Source organism: Nonlabens sp. Asnod2-A12, from assembly GCF_045063745.1.
Taxonomy (GTDB): Bacteria; Bacteroidota; Bacteroidia; order Flavobacteriales; family Flavobacteriaceae; genus Nonlabens; species Nonlabens xylanidelens.
Genome location: NZ_JBEFOB010000003.1, coordinates 526,387 through 543,646 on the forward strand (window position 1 = coordinate 526,387; position 17,260 = coordinate 543,646).

Genomic DNA, 17,260 nt, shown 5'->3' on the forward strand with positions numbered 1-17,260 from the left:
ATTTTTACACTTTTATATATAATTTTTCCTACAATAATGTAACATTTTAACAAAAAAAAGCCTCGCGAGTAGCGAGGCTTAACATTTTATAAAGACTTTTTTAAGACTTTATACTGTACTATAGATTAGGAATAACTAGTTCCTGACCTGGGTGTATCACATCTGGATTATCTAGTAAACCAGTATTTGCTTCAAAGATTTGCTTGTACTTCATTGGGTCTTTAAAATAATGCTTTGCAATAAGACTTAATGACTCACCACTCTTTACAGTGTGCTTTGTATAAATAGAATCATCGGCAACTTGAATATCAGCCATAAGGTCTGCTGGGTTATCACCACCTACCTTTTTAATCTCGTCCCATAATAAATCCTTATCATATGGAGTTGCTGCTGTACCTCTTATTTCAATTTTATCACCATTCACCTGTACATCACCATCTTGAATACTTAGTTTTTCTCCTAAGTCTAGTACGCTTTGATATTTTGCTTTTACCATTGTATATTTTTGTTTTAGTTAATAATGTTAAAGTTAAGGATATTAATCGTTATTTCTAAATTTGTACCGATAAATAGATTTACATCGGTAAAATACACAAATAACCTACTAACTGTATTTATTCCGCTTTCGCGAAAGCGAAACTAAACGAACACCTCTCCTACTCTTACTCCTTCATAGTAGTATAGACGTTATTCACGTCATCATCCTCATCTAGTTTATCTAGAAGTTTATCGATATCTGCGCGCTGCTCTTCGGTTACTTCTTTTTCTATAGTAGAAATGTATTCAAAATCTGAACTTAAGATTTCTATATTAAGTTCTTCCAGTCCTTTTTGTAGCGTACCATAATTTTGAAAATCTCCATAAATCATAATTCCATCTACAGAGTTGCTGTCTTCTTCATCCTTTTCATCAAAGAATAACTCTTCGGCACCGAAGTCTATTAACTCCAATTCTAATTCTTCTAGGTCTTGACCTTCGGCAGGGATTCTAAAATGACATTTATGGTCAAACATAAATTCCACAGATCCTGATGTACCTAGGTTACCATCACTTTTTGTAAAATGACTGCGCACATTTGCTACCGTTCTGTTATTATTATCTGTAGACGTTTCTACCAGTACAGCAATACCATGTGGTGCATAACCTTCAAAAAGTACGGTCTCAAAATTTGCAGTATCCTTATCAGTTGCTTTTTTAATCGCACGCTCTACATTTACCTTAGGCATGTTTACCGCCTTAGCATTTTGTATAACAGCACGCAGGCGAGAGTTAGAATCTGGATCTGGCCCACCTTCTTTTACAGCAATAACTATGTCTTTACCTATTCTAGTAAATGCCTTAGACATTGCACTCCATCTTTTCATTTTACGCGCCTTGCGAAATTCAAATGCTCTACCCATTTCTATTTAATTTTTAATAAGTTGTAAATATAAAATCTTGCAGCTATGTTTACAACCATAAATATCAAAAAGCAGCAATAAAACTGCTGCTTTTTGATATTTTATTATTCTATTGAGTCTCTAATTAATTCTTATATATAATAAGGACAGTCCTTTTAATAAAACGCTTTATCATTATCCTGCACGATGTGGTACATGAGTCTGTAAAAAATTAGCGCTTATTTCTCTCCACTCTTTGTAAAAAGTTTTTCTCCACACATTTGCCTCATGGATTGCCGTATTATATGCATCTGTTTTTGCCATAATGTTCTCTCTAGAACCAGTCTGGGCATCTTCCTTAATAACCTCTATAGGTTTAAGGTCTACCGTTACTTGTGTATTTAATTTTTCATTGTACTTAACCAGCGCTTTGTACAAACTGTCATCTGTACTGTAAGAATTAAATCTATCTAGTTGCGTAGTGTCATATAGTTTTGATTTTAAATTCTCTACATCATTACGATAGCTAGTAATATCCTTTTCATTTAAGCCCTGCCAGAAATTTCTCTCTGCTTGTTGCAAACTAGAAAATGCCAGCTGCAGCTCGTTATAATAATCATAAACCATAATAGTCTGTTTCATATTAAGAGCCAGTTCACTCGTGTTTTCTTTAATGATTAAATCGTGTTTATTTCCATAAACAGCAACCGCATCATTATAGTCGGCTCTTAACTTATACACCGCCTTTCTTATATTTTGTATAATTTGCAATTGATTTGTAGTAACCTTACTAACATCTTTATTCTTTAAAAGCGCTAGTAAGTCTTCTTTTACAATAGCCTGATTACCTTCTAGATAATTAATCATCGCTAGTTTTAAATCTGAATCAAAAGCCTTTACCTTTTTCACCTTTGTAATACTATTGCGTATGGTGTTTTCTAGTTTTTTACGCTTTCCTTTTATGGCGATATCATCCTTAGAAAAAGTATACAGTCGCATGTAATCCCATACACTGGTGACTACCTTTTCATTTTGACCATCTATAAAGGTAAGGTAGGATTTTGCATCGTTAAAATTTTGCGCTCTTACGTCGTTTGCCATAAAAACCAGCAATACAAAGAGGTAGCTTAATTTAAAAATGGATTTTTTAGGTAATTTCATGAATTGTGTTAACAATAATTAATAGAATAAATTATAATTTCAGAACAATAGTTGCGTTCTTTATGCTGTGATCTGATTTTAAACTAGCAATTTCTATACCGATATAGCACTGTTGGATTTCAGTTTCGCTTTCGCGAAAGCGAGAACACCAAAAAAACCAATAATCAAAACTAACCCAAAAAACCAATTAAATGAAAAAAGTATGGATTCCTTACTTAGGAGCACTTGCGCTTACCATAGCCGCATGTGGACCTAAAGTAACCGACAACAAGACAAACACCCCACCACCACCGCCTCCACCACCAACTTTACAAGTTCCTGCAGTTGCTGGAATGACAGAAGCCATACCTATGGATCCTAGTGTGCGCATGGGGACATTACCTAACGGTCTTACTTATTATGTAAAAAACAACGGTAAACCAGAAGATAAAGTAGAATTAAGACTTGCTATCAACGCAGGATCTGTTCTAGAAGATGACGACCAGCAAGGTCTTGCGCATTTTATGGAACACATGAATTTTAATGGTACGAACCATTTTGAGAAAAATGAATTAGTAGATTATCTACAAGGAATAGGTGTCAAATTCGGTGCAGATTTAAATGCTTACACCAGTTTTGACGAGACTGTTTACATTCTTCCTATACCTAGTGACGACCCAGAAAAGCTAGAACAAGGTTTTACTATTATAGAAGACTGGGCTGGCGGTGCAAAACTAGAAACAGATGCTATTAATGACGAGCGTGGTGTGGTACTAGAAGAATCACGTACTGGTAAAGGTGCGTCAGATAGAATGAATAAGGTTACTATACCGGTACAGTTCTATAATTCAAAATATGCCGATAGATTACCGATAGGAAAAGATGAAATTCTTAAAAACTTTAAACCTGAGGTTTTAAAAAGATTTTACAAAGACTGGTACCGTCCAGATCTTATGGCAGTAGTTGCTGTGGGAGATCTAGATGTTGCTGTTATGGAGCAAAAGATCAAAGATCATTTTACTAAAATTCCTAAACCAGTAAATCCTAGAAAACGTCCTGTAATAGAATTACCTAATCACCCAGATACAAAGGTGGCTATCGCACAGGATAAAGAAGCAACATTTGCCAGTGTAAACATATCTTACAAGGATAAAATAGCCTCTACTCCTACTCTTACGGTAGGTGATTATAGAGATGACCTAGTGAATGGGCTTTTCTCTTTTATGATAAACAACAGGTTACAAGAACTGACACAAAAGCCTAATCCGCCGTTTATATTTGGTTCTAGTAGTTACGGTGGTACAGTAGCTAGAAACAAGAATGCTTATTCGTCGTTTGCTGGTAGTGCACCAGATGGACAACTTGCGGCTTTAAAAGCATTATTAGAAGAAAATCAACGAGTGAAGTTATACGGTTTTGGTCAGGCAGAACTTGATCGTGCAAAACAAGCTTATGGTTCTTTCTTTGATTCTTATTACAAAGACAGAGATAAACTAGAAAGCAGTCGTATAGTAGGACAGTATGTACAAAGTTATTTTTCTAAAGAAGCAGTACCAAGCATCGAGTGGAATTATAATAAGACTATGGAATTACTTCCTGGTATTAATGTAGAAGAAGTAAATGCAAAAATTAACGATTACATCCATGATGATAACCGTACTATCGTTTTTACTGGTCCTACCACAGACACTCCACCTACAGAGGCGCAAGTGCTTAAAGTAGTAAGTGAAGTTGCAGCTACTAAAGTTGCTCCATATGAAGATACAGAAGTAAGAGAGAGTTTAATTGAAAAACTACCTGCTGCAGGAAGTATTTCTAAGACTACATCTAACGATAAAGTAGGTACAACTACCTACACATTAAGCAATGGTGCTACAGTAACTATAAAACCTACTGACTTTAAAAATGACGAGATCCTTATGAGCGCCTTTAGTTATGGTGGTACAAGTTTATACAGTGATGAAGATGCAAAGAAAACTGGACTAGCAAATGGTGGTTTAACACAAGCTGGTGTTGCTGGTATGTCTCAAACAGATATGTCCAAGTTTTTGACTGGTAAATTAGTAAATGTATCGCCACGTATAGGTTCTCTTACAGAGAGTTTTAGAGGTAGCGCTACCCCTAAAGACCTAGAAGTAATGTTTCAATTGATTCATTTATACTTTACCGATTTAAATAAAGATGACGAAGCTTTTGCTAGTTTTATCTCTAAGCAAAAATCTTTTATAGGTCGCATGATGTCAGACCCTAACACTTACTTCAGTAACGAGATTAATAAAATACGTTACGGTTCTAACCCTCGTTACACAGGCTTCCCAACTGAAGAAAAATTTGACGAAGCAGACTATGATCTAGCTTATAAATTATATCAAGAACGCTTTGCAGACGCTGGTGATTTTCACTTTTATCTAGTAGGAAATGTAGATAAAGCACAAGTAGAAGAATTCTCTAAGAAATACATCGCTAGTTTACCTGGTTTAAATTCTAACGAGAGTTACAAAGTAAACGACTGGAGAGAAGCAAAAGGTACACGCAAGAAAGTGGTTAAAAAAGGTACTGATGACAAGAGTAGCGTGAGAATAAACTGGAGTTATGAAGTACCAGCTTATAGCGCACAAGAAAACCTTGCTGTAGATGCACTAGGAGAAGCTCTTACCATTAAGATTATAGAAACACTACGTGAGAAAGAAGGTGGTATCTATTCTGGTGGTGCACGTGGCTCTTTGAGAAAAACACCTTATCCAGCATTTAGTTTTGGTATCTCGTTCCCTTGTGGACCAGATAACGTAGATAAACTAGTAGATGCAACCATGAATGAAATCGATCTTATCAAAAAGAACGGACCTTCAGAAAAAGACTTGAACAAAGTAAAAGAAGGTTATTTACTAGACTATAAGGAAACGGTAAAAACTAACCGTTACTGGTTAAGCGTTCTTGTAGATGCAGACGAAGATAAAAAGGATATCAATAAAGTATTAGAATATGAAAAAGCTGTAAACGCACTTACCGCAAAAGATATTCAAGATGCTGCAAACAAATATCTTACAAAAGATTACTTCTTAGCCATCCTAAAACCAGAGGATAAATAAGAACCAATTCTTAAAATTTAAAAGCCCATTTCAATTACTTGAAATGGGCTTTTTTTATGCTTAAAAAATACTACCAAAACCCTTCCCTAACCCTAAAGGATAGGTTTCTACTCATTCATTTATAAAAAATAGTACAAATCATTTTCCGCACCCTTTAGGGTTGGGGAACGGAAAATTTCAAGTCCTTTTTTCCACACCCTTCAGGGTTGGGGAACGGAAAATTCAAAGAAACCCTTCCCTAACCCTAAAGGGTAGGTTTCTATTTATTCATTTATAAAAAAAGTACAAATTATATTCCGCACCCTTTAGGGTTGGGGAACGGAAAATTTCAAGTCCTTTTTCCCGCACCTTTCAGGTTTGGGGAAAAGAAAATCGCAAATCATTTTCTGCATCCTTCAGGGTTTGGGAACGGAAAATTCTCAAAACAAGCCACAAAAAAACCGTCTAGAAAAATTCTAGACGGTTATCATATATAGTACAATGCTATATAAAAAGAATATTACTTCTCTTCTTTAAGCTTTGCTTCTTTCTTTAATTTTCTCTTTTCTAACAATGCTCCTGTAATCCAAAAAGGAATTACAAATGTTGTTAAAAATATCATTAACCAAAATCCTAAAGTTAGAATTCCTAAAAATGCTAAAAAGCCTAAGTATTGATCAAAATCGAACATGGTATCTCTTGTTTGCTGCAAAGATAAAGACTTGAACTTAATTATGAAAAAACTACACAGCATTTATTAACAAAAAACTGTTTATAACAGCCCTTATTCTATTAATTACTGGAATTAGTCAGGTTAGAGCGTTTATAATTCCGCTTTCGCGCAAGCGGCACCTCCATCCTACTTGTTATTATTATCTATAATGAGATGGTAAAACAACCCTCAAGTTTTATATTTGTGAAAAATTCAACCACAATGGAATATAGAATAGAAAAAGATACGATGGGACAAGTAGAAGTCCCTGCAGATAAACTTTGGGGTGCGCAAACGCAGCGTTCTCGCATGAATTTTAAAATAGGTGCTGCTGGTAGCATGCCACTAGAAATTGTATATGGTTTTGCCTACCTTAAGAAAGCCGCTGCTTACACTAACCATGACCTAGGTGTTCTTACAGAAGAAAAACGTGATCTTATCGCACAGGTTTGTGACGAGATTCTAGAAGGTAAACATGACGACCAGTTTCCACTTGTGATATGGCAAACAGGTTCTGGTACACAGTCTAATATGAATGTGAACGAGGTGATCGCAAACCGCGCACACCAACTAGCTGGTAAAACAGTAGGTGAAGGTGAGAAAACCATACAGCCTAATGACGACGTGAATAAATCACAATCCTCTAACGATACCTTCCCTACAGGAATGCACATCGCCTGTTATAAGAAAGTGGTAGAAAACACCATTCCTGGTATCAAGCAATTGCGCAACACATTACACAACAAGTCTATAGAATTTACCGATGTGGTAAAAATAGGTCGTACGCACCTTATGGATGCGACTCCATTAACACTAGGACAGGAATTTTCTGGTTACGTTTCTCAACTGGACCATGGAATTATCGCACTAGAAAACACACTAGCACATTTAAGTCAGCTAGCACTAGGTGGTACTGCCGTAGGTACAGGATTAAACACACCACTAGGATATGATGTAAAAGTAGCTGAGTATATCGCACAGTTTACAGAATTGCCATTTATAACAGCACATAATAAATTTGAAGCTCTTGCAGCACACGATGCTCTAGTAGAGACTCACGGTGCATTAAAACAAGTAGCCGTATCACTTAATAAAATTGCACACGATATAAGAATGCTTGCTAGTGGACCACGTAGTGGTATCGGTGAGTTAATCATCCCTGCAAACGAGCCAGGTAGTTCTATCATGCCAGGTAAAGTAAACCCTACTCAGGCAGAGGCTATTACTATGGTATGTGCTCGCGTTATGGGTAACGACACTACAGTTACTGTAGGTGGTATGCAAGGTCACTTTGAATTAAACGTATTTAAACCAGTTATGGCTGCTGCGGTTCTAGAAAGCGCACAGTTAATAGGTGACGCGTGTAGAAGTTTTGACGAGAATTGTGCCGTAGGAATTGAGCCTAACAAAGAAACGATCAAGTCTTTACTAGACAACTCATTAATGCTAGTAACTGCTTTAAACACTAAAATAGGATACTATAAAGCTGCAGAAATTGCTAACAAGGCGCACGAAGAGGGAACTACCCTTAAGGCTGCTGCCCTAGCTCTAGAATATGTAACGTCTGAGGAATTTGACGAATGGGTAAAACCAGAAGACATGGTAGGTCACAGATAATATCTGTCTTACTCAAAACAGTTAAAAGCCACTTCAATTCATGAAGTGGCTTTTTTTTTTATGTGGTTCGGTTTCGCTTTCGCGAAAGACAGACACACACCACCACTACCCTAACCTCCTAATTGATTCACCTCATTAAGGGAAACCGTAAATAAGAGATTAGAAATTTATTTAAATTGCTGGGGTTATTATTGTCAATGAAAATCAATACAGAATGATGAAATTATAATATGCTGTATAGTGTAGGTTAGCTATAAAACGCTTGTAACGTACTAGACATGATTCTAAAATTGTTTTGTAATTTCACTGTAATAACTTAATCAAAAACCATATACAGCTTAAGAAATACTTTACTAGTATTATATCCTAGGTTGTTACAACCATTTAGATAAAATGAAATTGTTTAAATCACATCGATTAGAAGAAATTAGTTCAGGTAATAATTTCATGACTAAAATTAAAAATGAAAAAAGATCAACTTTTTTTATTCACTATAGTTGTGAAAGTTTTGAAAATTTAGATGGTTATACTCCACGTATTGCATCAATATCTCTAATGAATTTTGAATCATTACAAATAATTTCATTTTCGATCCACCTTGAAGCACAAATTCAAGGGTTTAACTTTAAAGAATTAAATAATAAGCAGTTAGATTTATGTGAAAAAGGCATGTTGAAAAATTACTTTAATTTTCTAAAAAAAAATAATTCTTCAAATTTTGTACATTGGTTAATGAACACTCCTACATACGGTTTTGAAGCTATCAAGAATAGATACAAAATTTTAAAAGGTAACCCTGTAGATTTAAACGATAACATAAAAATTAACCTTTCCGAAATCCTATGTTTAATTTATGGTTATAACTATGAAGTGGATAAGCCAGATGGAAGATTAATTCATTTATGTGAACGTAACAATATATCTCCGTTAGGTTTATTGAAAGGTCGAGAAGAAGCTGAACTTTTTAAACAAAGAGATTGGTTAAAACTAAGTAATTCCACTAACGCAAAAGTAAAAAGTCTTCTTTATATTGTTAGAAAGCACTACAAGAAAGAATTAAAAACTAACTCTAACATTGTTGAAAAATACGGACTGACAATGAGAGGATTAGAGGAGTTAAAAGATAACAGTTATATATTGAAAACTATCTGGTGGTTAATTATACTATTTATAGGGTTTTACCTTAGAGATTTGTATAATGCAGTAAAGAGCATTGGATAAAAAATTATGAAATTAAATAAAACTCCCAAGACCTATCAAATAACTTAGATTCAGATTTATAAAAATGACTGATTTATTTATCACGAAATAGAAACTTGGGCAATTTCACCTAATTATTGGAAAGAATTAGAAGCAAAAAAAACATTACAGCATTTAAAAAATATTAGAATGAGAATGGAAATAATTTTAAATTCACTCAAAGTATAGATTTCAATTTATTCGAATATATTACTACAGCTTCGGAAAATTAAGTGAAAGATACGGTTGCAAAAAAAACAAAAACATTTAATGAAATCAATACTTATAATTTCTTTATTACTATCAACATACTGCTTTTCTCAAAAAACCTATTCTTTTGATTATTTAGTACGTTACGAATTTACTATTCATAAAGACTCTATTGAAAAAACTGTGGTAAGACAATATCTTACCAATTCAAAGAAAAACAACTATGTAGCTGTAGTGACAGATTTGGACAGTCTTAATTATCAAATGGATTTTAAAGATGAAAATGGATTGACTTTTAATGTCAATTTTTTAAAATCTGATTTAAACAATGCAGAAACCATTAATGTTGATTGTAGATACGTGAAACAATATTTAAGCAATCACAAAGATCTTATTAAGAATCACAAATATTTGAATATGAATGATACTTTATTAGAGAAAGAAACTTTAAATAGATATAAACTGATCTCTACAAAGGATAGAAAAAGAAAACCAGCAGAAGTATTGTTTATTATAGAAAATAATACAGACTTTCATTTGCCTATTCTCTATAATCCTTTAAATTTTCAAGAATGGAAAAGCGAAAAGAGCATACCTAATGGTATTTTTAAAGAAAGGCTAGTATACGATCACCAAAAAAATATCAAAGTCCACGAAAAACTAGTTGGTTATCACAAAATAGATAAGAAAATAATTATTGATCTAGAATGTGATTACACTACAGACAAATAAACAACCTTCTTCAAAACCTACCACCATGAAAAAATTAATCTTTACCCTACTAGTAATCATAGCTGTTCAAACAAGTAACGCACAAAGCTCCCAACTTACTGAAGACCAATTTAGAGAAAAAGTAAGTACTGAATTCCAAACTAGTTATAATAAAGCACTCACCTCTCTTGAAAATTCAATGGATTATGATATGTTCAAAAAGAACGAGCAATGGAGTGTTTACGAGTTTGATAATAAAAGAATATTTAAAATAGAATCTAAAAAGAATAACACCACTTTTATAGAAACGTATTATGAAGTAGATGGCCAATTGCGCTATGCTCAGGAAAAAGAAATCAGCTTTATAAACACACCAGATACTATAGAATGGAACTGTAAATATTTCTTAGAAAATGGCGCTATAAAAACCATCATGTCTCTAGGCCATGGAAAAACAGAAAGAGACGACTGGGATTCTAACGAGATATTAACTTTATATCAAAAGAGAAAAGCTTTATTAAAATAATCAGAGAAATATAAACACAAACCGCAAATACCCCACAAAAATAAGGGTACCATATTAAATAAAACTACTTTAATCAAAACCACCCCTAAAATTATAGGGGTATTACTTTCATTATATATAAAAAAGTTACAAATTACGCTCGTAACTTAAAGTTTAAAAAAAATGATTGTCGGTATTCCAAAAGAGATTAAAAACAATGAAAGCAGGGTCGGTATGACACCTGGCGGAGTTTATGAATTGGTTAAAAAGAAACACACCGTTTATGTGCAATCAAATGCTGGAGAAGGCAGCGGCTTTTTAAATTCTGATTACTTAAAAGCAGGTGCGATTATTCTAGATTCTATCGGTGAAGTGTATGCAATTAGTGAAATGATTGTAAAAGTAAAAGAACCTATCGCTGAAGAATACGACTTGATTCAAGAAGGTCAAATACTTTTTACCTATTTCCACTTTGCCTCTAGTGAGCCGTTAACAAAGGCTATGATTAAGGCAAAAGCTATTTGCATTGCCTATGAAACTGTAGAAGATACAGACGGTACACTACCATTATTAACTCCTATGTCAGAGGTAGCTGGTAGACTAGCTATTCAACAAGGTGCAAAATACTTAGAAAAACCAGTAAAAGGTCGTGGTGTTCTTTTAGGTGGTGTTCCTGGAGTAGCACCTGGTAAAGTACTGGTCTTAGGTGCTGGAATAGTAGGTATACAAGCTGCAAAAATGGCTGCAGGACTTGGAGCACATGTCACCATGTTAGATATCAACATGAAACGTTTACGCTATGTAAATGACGTCATGCCTCCACATGTGGTTACTGAATTCTCTAACGAATTCAACATTAGAAAACACATTAAAACTCATGATTTAATCATAGGTGGTGTATTACTTAAAGGTGCCAAAGCTCCTAACCTTATCACACGCGACATGCTCAAAGAAATGCGCCCAGGGACTGTAATCGTAGATGTAGCAGTAGATCAAGGTGGTTGTGTAGAAACTACCAGACCTACCACTCATGAAGATCCTGTATATATTATAGATGACGTGGTGCATTACTCTGTTGCAAACATGCCTGGTGCAGTACCATTTACGTCTACTATGGCACTGACTAATGTAACTTTACCCTACGTTCTAAAAATAGCAAATCTAGGCTGGGAAACAGCATGCGATTCTAACCCTAGTCTTAAAAAAGGACTAAATATCATATCTGGAACTATCGTTTACCAAGAAATTAAAGAGGCCTTTAATTGGAATTAATCAGTCATTAAAAAATAGAAATAGAGAGTATATTAAAGAAATCTAAATCTTAAAAAAAACGGTAAACAGATGCGTCCATCTGTTTACCGTTTTATAATTATAAAATCACACTTCCTTCTATCTTGCTTATAACAGCATTTGCAGCTGCTTTACCATTTAACATCGCAGCGTTAAGTGATCCATTACTCAATTGATCTCCAGCTAGAAAAACACTATCTGTAAGTTGTGTTTCTGACGCATTCATGCAATAATTTAAAGAATCTAGTTGTGGCAATGCTTTCTTTATATGATACAGTTTTACCAGTTCATTTGCCTTAATATGAGTCTCTTCCCTTAGTTCTTTTACCACACGCTCTGTAAGTTGCTGGTCAGATAAATGATGCTTTTTAATAACAGAAACGCTTATGATATTCCTGTGGTTATCAAAAACATCATTTAAAAAATGAAAGTTATTAATCAGCACATCGTCATTTGCTACCAGTCCTATAATAGCCTGATCTAATCCTGTATGATCGGTTTCAAAATACAATACAGTAACTTGATGCCACAGCATGTTTTCATTAGGTAAATTAGGTACTAAATCTCCTGCTGGTGTTGCCACTATAGTGTAATCTGACATTATTTTCTCACCATTCTCTAGAGAGATCTCATTACCTACCACAGCCGTTACTTTTTGTTTAAGATGCATAGAATCTTCAGGTAATTGAGCAGCCAGTTGTTCTGGTATAGCCTTAATACCGCCTGCAGGTATGGTTGCATTTCCTTCTGTAAACATTTTAAAGACAAATTCAAACATGCGACTACTCGTTGCTAGCTCTGTCTCTAAGAATATACCTGTATAAAAAGGAGTAAAGAAACTAGCAATCATCTTGTTAGAAAATCCATAATTCTCTAGATAGATTTTTGTGGTAGTCTCAGGACTAGTAAATATATCTTGTAGTGACTTTTGTTTCAGCTTTCGCGAAAGCGAGTACACCAACCATTTATCTTTTAAAGATCCCACACCAGCCGTAATCGTGCTCCACAAGAAACTACTATCTCTAGTAGGATCGCCTAGTTTATGAGTTTTACCATCTTTAAATATTAAGGAACCTGGCACAAATTTGCGCAATTTTAGAGCCTCAATATCTAGAAATTCATTCACCGCAGGATACCCATCTAGCATCACTTGAAAACCGTGATCTAATATCAATCCAGAAGTTACATCACTGCTTACACGACCACCGACAAATGAATTTGCGTCATAAACAGTTGCTTTATATCCAGCGTTATGCAATGTAACAGCTGCAGTAAGACCGCTTACTCCAGCGCCTATAATAGTAATATGTGGTTGGTTATCATTCATGATGTAAAAATAGTATAGAGTTTTATAATCTAAAGGATTTAATTAATGCTTAACAAAAAGAATTTTACTACAGACTATCTTTACTGTAAACCCAATTTTATGCTATTGCAAGATCAAGTAGAAGACATTAATATTTCTGATAGAATTACTAACACTACGTATTCTTATTATGAAAATTTCATCGATTTTCTACCACGGCTGGCTCTAGGTCTCGCTATTATCATATTGGGCGTTTTAATCGCTAGTTTTTTGGGTAGGTTTACCACATCTAGCGTGATACGTAGGACTAAAGATCCTTTGATGAGTCGTTTTTTAGGTAAGGCGATACGCTTTGTATTTATCATCATTTTTATAATGCTCGCATTGAGAGCTGCAGGATTAGGTGATATAAGCGCCGGTATTCTTGCGACAGCTGGTGCTAGTGCCGTAGTTCTAGGGTTTGCCTTTAAAGATATAGGACAGAATTTTATAGCTGGTGTAATTCTTAGTTTTAACAGACCATTTGACGTAAATGATACGGTAGAAATCGGGAATAACTTTGGTCGTGTAAAAGCACTAGAATTTAGATATACAAAGCTTAAAACCTTTGACGGTAAAGATGTTTACATCCCTAATTCAGATGTGATAACGCAACCGGTAACTAATTATACAGAAGACGGTTTTTACCGTTGGGATTTTGTGGTAGGTGTAGATTATGACGATGATATTAACGAGGCAAAACAAAGCATCATGGACGCTTTAAACGCAGACCCTAAAGTTGTGACTGACGAAGATCATGTAAGTTATGTCATAGAAGACGAGCTAGCGACCAGCACCGTAAATCTTAAAGTGTTCTTTTGGGTAGACACCTTAGACTTTGGACGCGTTGCAAACACCACACGTGGCCGCGTGATAGGAAATGTAAAAAGAGCTTTAATGCAAAAAGGCTTCTATTTACCAGCAGATATTCAAGAAATCAAGCTGTATGGTCGTGATTCTGAACTACCTTTGTCACTTCAAGATAAACGTGTAAAAAAAGATGCTTAAAACATTCAAATATCTAGCTATAGTAGAAGGTTACTCCTTTTTATTCATCCTTTTTATAACCATGCCTCTTAAATATTCAGGTGGTATATTACTACCTAATAAAATTATGGGAATGGCACATGGTTTCTTATTTATAAGTTATGTAGCTGTAGCCATAGTTATAAGCCAGTTGTATAAATGGGATTTTAAAAAACTACTTGTAGTTCTCGCCATGTCTGTAGTTCCTTTTGGAACTTTCTGGATGAAGGAAACCTATCTAGAAGAAGATTTTAAAAACGCTGCTTAGTCTATTCAAAACCTTTCTTCTTCATACGTTCGTGCTGGTATTCTACCTCAGTTTTACCGTGTGCAAGTGGTTTACCGTCCTCACCTAGATTTACTAGAATTATATTTTCTATAGTAATAATGGTGTCATAGGTCATTTTATTACGCACCACACATTTTAAATCGATAGAACTTTTACCAAATTTATTTACCTCTAGTCCTATCTCTACTATGTCACCAGTTTTTGCACTGGCTACAAAGTTGATTTCACTCATGTATTTAGTCACCACTTTTTGATTCTCGATTTGTATGATCGCATAAAGTGCTGCCTCTTCATCAATCCATTCTAATAATCTACCGCCGAAAAGCGTCCCATTAGGATTTAAATCTTCTGGCTTGATCCATTTTCTAGTATGAAAATTCATATTGTATAGGTTTATATTCAAAGATACATTTGATCTGCTTTAAAAACCTATTTTTGTACTATGAAACACATCTCTAGCCCTAATAATGCCGTTATACGACACGTAGAACAACTGCAACGTAAAAGTAAAGCTCGTAAAAAAGAAGGCCTTTTTATCATAGAAGGACAGCGCGAGATCTTACTAGCTACTAGAGGTAAATTTATCATGGAACAGATCTTAGTTTGCGGCCCTATCCTACTCGATACGAGTACGTTTACAGCACAAGATGTGTACTCAAAATTAGAGATCCATCAGTCACCAGAAATTATATCTGTCACGCAAGAAGTCTATGAAAAGATGGCTTATCGCAGTGGTACAGAAGGTTGTATCGCTTTCGCGAAAGCGAGATCCCAACAATTAAATGATCTAGAACTAACCGACACACCATTAATCCTTATTGCCGAATCTACGGAGAAACCAGGTAATCTAGGCGCTCTATTAAGAACTGCCGATGCTGCCAAAGTAGATGCCGTGATCATAGCAAACCCTACGGCAGATCTTTATAATCCAAACGTTATACGCTCTAGCGTGGGCTGTCTATTTACCATTCCTACTGCTGTGTGCAGCACAAAAGAATTGATAGGTTTCTTAAGTGATAAAAATATCGATTTATATGCCGCGACTTTGCAAAGTAGCGAGCGTTATGACCGGATAGATTATAGAAATGCCAGCGCCATAGCCGTAGGTACTGAAGCCACAGGACTATCAGAAGAAATGAGAGCCGCTGCAAAGGCAAACATCATTATACCTATGTCTGGCGAGATAGACTCCATGAATGTGTCTGTAAGTGCAGCAATCATGATTTTTGAGGCAAAAAGACAACGAGATTTTAAATAAGAATTTGACCTTACTTTTATGACACCAGCTACTGTATTTTATATCATTATAGGGATTCTTATTTTTGATTTTTTATTAGAACGTATTTTAGGTTTTCTCAACTACACCTGGTATTCAAAGCCTGTACCACAAGAACTTACTGATGTTTATGATGCAGCAGAGTATGATAAATCTCAAGAATACAAGAAGACCAATTTTAAATTTGGTTTGTTATCCAGTACTTTCTCCTTTATCGGTATGCTGTTGTTTTTATTCTTTAAAGGTTTTGCTATAGTAGATGAGATTGCACGGTCTTATGCGCAAAATGAAATCGTCGTGGCTCTATTCTTTTTTGGGATTATCATGCTGGCTAGTGAGATCATTTCGCTGCCTTTTTCCATCTACTCTACCTTTGTGATAGAAGAAAAATTTGGATTTAATAAAACTACCGTAAAGACCTTCATTCTAGATAAATTAAAGGGTTATGTACTTACTGCCGTTTTAGGCGGCGCTATTCTATCCTTAATTATCCTTTGTTATAACTGGGCTGGTGATAATTTCTGGTGGTATGTATGGATATTGATATTTGTGATATCGCTGTTTATGAATATGTTTTATGCAAAACTATTTGTGCCGCTTTTCAATAAACAATCACCCTTAGAAGATGGCGATTTAAAAAATAAAATAAGCGACTATGCAGCAACAGTAGGTTTTCAACTAGACAAGATTTTTGTGATAGATGGTAGTAAAAGATCTACTAAGGCCAATGCTTATTTCAGCGGTTTCGGTAGTGAGAAACGTGTGACGTTGTACGATACCTTAATAGAACAATTAACTGAAGAAGAAATAGTGGCAGTGCTTGCTCATGAAGTAGGTCATTATAAAAGAAAACATATTATTTATAACCTTATCGCTGGTACGCTCACCACTGGTTTTACCTTGTGGTTATTTTCTCTATTTGTAGACAGTGCCTTACTTTCTGAAGCGCTAGGAGTTGCTATTCCTTCTTTTCATATAGGTTTAATCGCTTTTGGCTTGTTGTATTCTCCTATATCTACATTAACCAGTATCATCATGAATTTGCTATCTAGGAGATTTGAATATCAAGCAGATTATTATGCAAAAAGCACTTTTAAAAAAGAACCATTAATAAGCGGTTTAAAAACACTTTCTAAAACTAGTTTAAGCAATTTAACTCCGCATCCTGCTTATGTATGGTTTCATTATTCCCACCCTAGTTTACAACAGCGTATTACTGCCATGAAAAGCGATGTCGTTTATTAAATAATTCTATTTATCACCACACAAAACTAACAGCTCCTTTCCTTAGTTAAGGAAAGGTGGGCAAATCGCAGCGCAGCTCAGATTTGGTCGGAAAGGTTGTGCTGTGTTTTTAATAATCTAGTTGGTGAAATAAGTTCTAAGTCTTGTGCAACTTTCTAGCACCGCATCAACCACTCCGAGGTTTTTGCAAAACCCCACCTCGCCTATT

At 34.9% G+C, this 17,260-nt stretch carries 16 protein-coding genes; 10 read left to right on the plus strand and 6 right to left on the minus strand.

Annotated elements, in window-relative coordinates; all coding sequences use genetic code 11:
• Positions 1 to 118: 118 nt before the first annotated feature.
• The 3 genes from ACJJVJ_RS02480 to ACJJVJ_RS02490 form a co-directional block, all read right to left on the minus strand.
• Complete coding sequence (locus ACJJVJ_RS02480) at positions 119 to 496, minus strand: LysM peptidoglycan-binding domain-containing protein (RefSeq protein ID WP_104515001.1); 378 nt, start codon at positions 494 to 496, stop codon at positions 119 to 121.
• 166 nt (positions 497 to 662) lie between these two features.
• A complete protein-coding gene (locus tag ACJJVJ_RS02485) occupies positions 663 to 1,400 on the minus strand; it encodes a YebC/PmpR family DNA-binding transcriptional regulator (protein WP_104515002.1) in 738 nt (245 codons plus the stop codon).
• A gap of 174 nt (positions 1,401 to 1,574) precedes the next feature.
• On the minus strand, positions 1,575 to 2,540 hold the full coding sequence (locus ACJJVJ_RS02490) for a hypothetical protein (protein ID WP_405368736.1): 966 nt from the start codon (positions 2,538 to 2,540) through the stop codon (positions 1,575 to 1,577).
• 191 nt (positions 2,541 to 2,731) lie between these two features.
• On the opposite strand from ACJJVJ_RS02490, the gene ACJJVJ_RS02495 reads away from it, so the two are divergent.
• Positions 2,732 to 5,608 carry a M16 family metallopeptidase gene (locus ACJJVJ_RS02495; RefSeq protein ID WP_405368738.1) on the plus strand — a complete coding sequence of 959 codons (2,877 nt, stop codon included), beginning with the start codon at positions 2,732 to 2,734 and terminating at the stop codon, positions 5,606 to 5,608.
• Positions 5,609 to 6,107: 499 nt separating this feature from the next.
• On the opposite strand, the gene ACJJVJ_RS02500 is transcribed toward ACJJVJ_RS02495, so the two are convergent.
• A complete protein-coding gene (locus ACJJVJ_RS02500) occupies positions 6,108 to 6,278 on the minus strand; it encodes a hypothetical protein (RefSeq protein WP_170034537.1) in 171 nt (56 codons plus the stop codon).
• Positions 6,279 to 6,521: 243 nt separating this feature from the next.
• On the opposite strand from ACJJVJ_RS02500, the gene fumC reads away from it, so the two are divergent.
• The 5 genes from fumC to ald all read left to right on the plus strand — a co-directional run bounded on the left by fumC (position 6,522) and on the right by ald (position 11,853).
• Positions 6,522 to 7,916 carry a class II fumarate hydratase gene (fumC, locus tag ACJJVJ_RS02505; protein WP_405368740.1) on the plus strand — a complete coding sequence of 465 codons (1,395 nt, stop codon included), beginning with the start codon at positions 6,522 to 6,524 and terminating at the stop codon, positions 7,914 to 7,916.
• 447 nt (positions 7,917 to 8,363) lie between these two features.
• On the plus strand, positions 8,364 to 9,137 hold the full coding sequence (locus tag ACJJVJ_RS02510) for a hypothetical protein (RefSeq protein WP_405368742.1): 774 nt from the start codon (positions 8,364 to 8,366) through the stop codon (positions 9,135 to 9,137).
• Positions 9,138 to 9,425: 288 nt separating this feature from the next.
• Complete coding sequence (locus tag ACJJVJ_RS02515) at positions 9,426 to 10,097, plus strand: hypothetical protein (protein ID WP_405368744.1); 672 nt, start codon at positions 9,426 to 9,428, stop codon at positions 10,095 to 10,097.
• A 25-nt stretch (positions 10,098 to 10,122) separates the two neighbouring features.
• Positions 10,123 to 10,602: a hypothetical protein gene (locus tag ACJJVJ_RS02520; protein ID WP_405368746.1), complete on the plus strand. Its 480-nt coding sequence runs from the start codon at positions 10,123 to 10,125 to the stop codon at positions 10,600 to 10,602.
• A 162-nt stretch (positions 10,603 to 10,764) separates the two neighbouring features.
• Complete coding sequence (ald, locus tag ACJJVJ_RS02525; RefSeq protein ID WP_104515007.1) at positions 10,765 to 11,853, plus strand: alanine dehydrogenase; 1,089 nt, start codon at positions 10,765 to 10,767, stop codon at positions 11,851 to 11,853.
• Between the two features lie 97 nt (positions 11,854 to 11,950).
• Here the strand turns inward: ald and ACJJVJ_RS02530 are convergent, their stop codons facing one another.
• A complete protein-coding gene (locus ACJJVJ_RS02530) occupies positions 11,951 to 13,198 on the minus strand; it encodes a protoporphyrinogen/coproporphyrinogen oxidase (protein WP_405368748.1) in 1,248 nt (415 codons plus the stop codon).
• Between the two features lie 99 nt (positions 13,199 to 13,297).
• Between ACJJVJ_RS02530 and ACJJVJ_RS02535 the strand changes: the two genes are divergently transcribed.
• Together ACJJVJ_RS02535 and ACJJVJ_RS02540 are read left to right on the plus strand one after the other, a co-directional pair.
• The gene (locus ACJJVJ_RS02535; RefSeq protein WP_405368750.1) at positions 13,298 to 14,224 is read left to right on the plus strand and encodes a mechanosensitive ion channel family protein; all 927 of its coding nucleotides are present in this window, start codon (positions 13,298 to 13,300) and stop codon (positions 14,222 to 14,224) included.
• Positions 14,217 to 14,510 (plus strand): DUF3817 domain-containing protein, encoded by a 294-nt coding sequence (locus tag ACJJVJ_RS02540; RefSeq protein ID WP_405368752.1) that lies wholly within the window; start codon positions 14,217 to 14,219, stop codon positions 14,508 to 14,510. Before ACJJVJ_RS02535 ends, ACJJVJ_RS02540 begins: the two co-directional genes overlap by 8 nt.
• A 1-nt stretch (position 14,511) precedes the next feature.
• Here ACJJVJ_RS02540 and ACJJVJ_RS02545 read toward each other — a convergent pair whose 3' ends face one another.
• Positions 14,512 to 14,913: an acyl-CoA thioesterase gene (locus ACJJVJ_RS02545; RefSeq protein WP_405368754.1), complete on the minus strand. Its 402-nt coding sequence runs from the start codon at positions 14,911 to 14,913 to the stop codon at positions 14,512 to 14,514.
• Between the two features lie 60 nt (positions 14,914 to 14,973).
• Here ACJJVJ_RS02545 and ACJJVJ_RS02550 point away from each other — a divergent pair, with 60 nt between their 5' ends.
• Together ACJJVJ_RS02550 and ACJJVJ_RS02555 are read left to right on the plus strand one after the other, a co-directional pair.
• Complete coding sequence (locus ACJJVJ_RS02550) at positions 14,974 to 15,789, plus strand: TrmH family RNA methyltransferase (protein ID WP_405368756.1); 816 nt, start codon at positions 14,974 to 14,976, stop codon at positions 15,787 to 15,789.
• A gap of 18 nt (positions 15,790 to 15,807) precedes the next feature.
• Positions 15,808 to 17,052 carry a M48 family metallopeptidase gene (locus tag ACJJVJ_RS02555; protein WP_405368758.1) on the plus strand — a complete coding sequence of 415 codons (1,245 nt, stop codon included), beginning with the start codon at positions 15,808 to 15,810 and terminating at the stop codon, positions 17,050 to 17,052.
• The last annotated feature ends 208 nt before the right edge of the window (positions 17,053 to 17,260 follow it).

Bases quoted from the DNA above. Each gene is read 5' to 3' on its own strand.
- ACJJVJ_RS02495 (WP_405368738.1), top strand. From the start codon at position 2,732: ATGAAAAAAGTATGGATTCCTTACTTAGGAGCACTTGCGCTTACCATA.
- ACJJVJ_RS02500 (WP_170034537.1), bottom strand. From the start codon at position 6,278: ATGTTCGATTTTGATCAATACTTAGGCTTTTTAGCATTTTTAGGAATT.
- ACJJVJ_RS02520 (WP_405368746.1), top strand. From the start codon at position 10,123: ATGAAAAAATTAATCTTTACCCTACTAGTAATCATAGCTGTTCAAACA.
- ACJJVJ_RS02530 (WP_405368748.1), bottom strand. From the start codon at position 13,198: ATGAATGATAACCAACCACATATTACTATTATAGGCGCTGGAGTAAGC.
- ald (WP_104515007.1), top strand. From the start codon at position 10,765: ATGATTGTCGGTATTCCAAAAGAGATTAAAAACAATGAAAGCAGGGTC.
- ACJJVJ_RS02490 (WP_405368736.1), bottom strand. From the start codon at position 2,540: ATGAAATTACCTAAAAAATCCATTTTTAAATTAAGCTACCTCTTTGTA.
- ACJJVJ_RS02485 (WP_104515002.1), bottom strand. From the start codon at position 1,400: ATGGGTAGAGCATTTGAATTTCGCAAGGCGCGTAAAATGAAAAGATGG.
- fumC (WP_405368740.1), top strand. From the start codon at position 6,522: ATGGAATATAGAATAGAAAAAGATACGATGGGACAAGTAGAAGTCCCT.
- ACJJVJ_RS02555 (WP_405368758.1), top strand. From the start codon at position 15,808: ATGACACCAGCTACTGTATTTTATATCATTATAGGGATTCTTATTTTT.
- ACJJVJ_RS02515 (WP_405368744.1), top strand. From the start codon at position 9,426: ATGAAATCAATACTTATAATTTCTTTATTACTATCAACATACTGCTTT.
- ACJJVJ_RS02480 (WP_104515001.1), bottom strand. From the start codon at position 496: ATGGTAAAAGCAAAATATCAAAGCGTACTAGACTTAGGAGAAAAACTA.
- ACJJVJ_RS02540 (WP_405368752.1), top strand. From the start codon at position 14,217: ATGCTTAAAACATTCAAATATCTAGCTATAGTAGAAGGTTACTCCTTT.
- ACJJVJ_RS02545 (WP_405368754.1), bottom strand. From the start codon at position 14,913: ATGAATTTTCATACTAGAAAATGGATCAAGCCAGAAGATTTAAATCCT.
- ACJJVJ_RS02535 (WP_405368750.1), top strand. From the start codon at position 13,298: ATGCTATTGCAAGATCAAGTAGAAGACATTAATATTTCTGATAGAATT.
- ACJJVJ_RS02510 (WP_405368742.1), top strand. From the start codon at position 8,364: ATGACTAAAATTAAAAATGAAAAAAGATCAACTTTTTTTATTCACTAT.
- ACJJVJ_RS02550 (WP_405368756.1), top strand. From the start codon at position 14,974: ATGAAACACATCTCTAGCCCTAATAATGCCGTTATACGACACGTAGAA.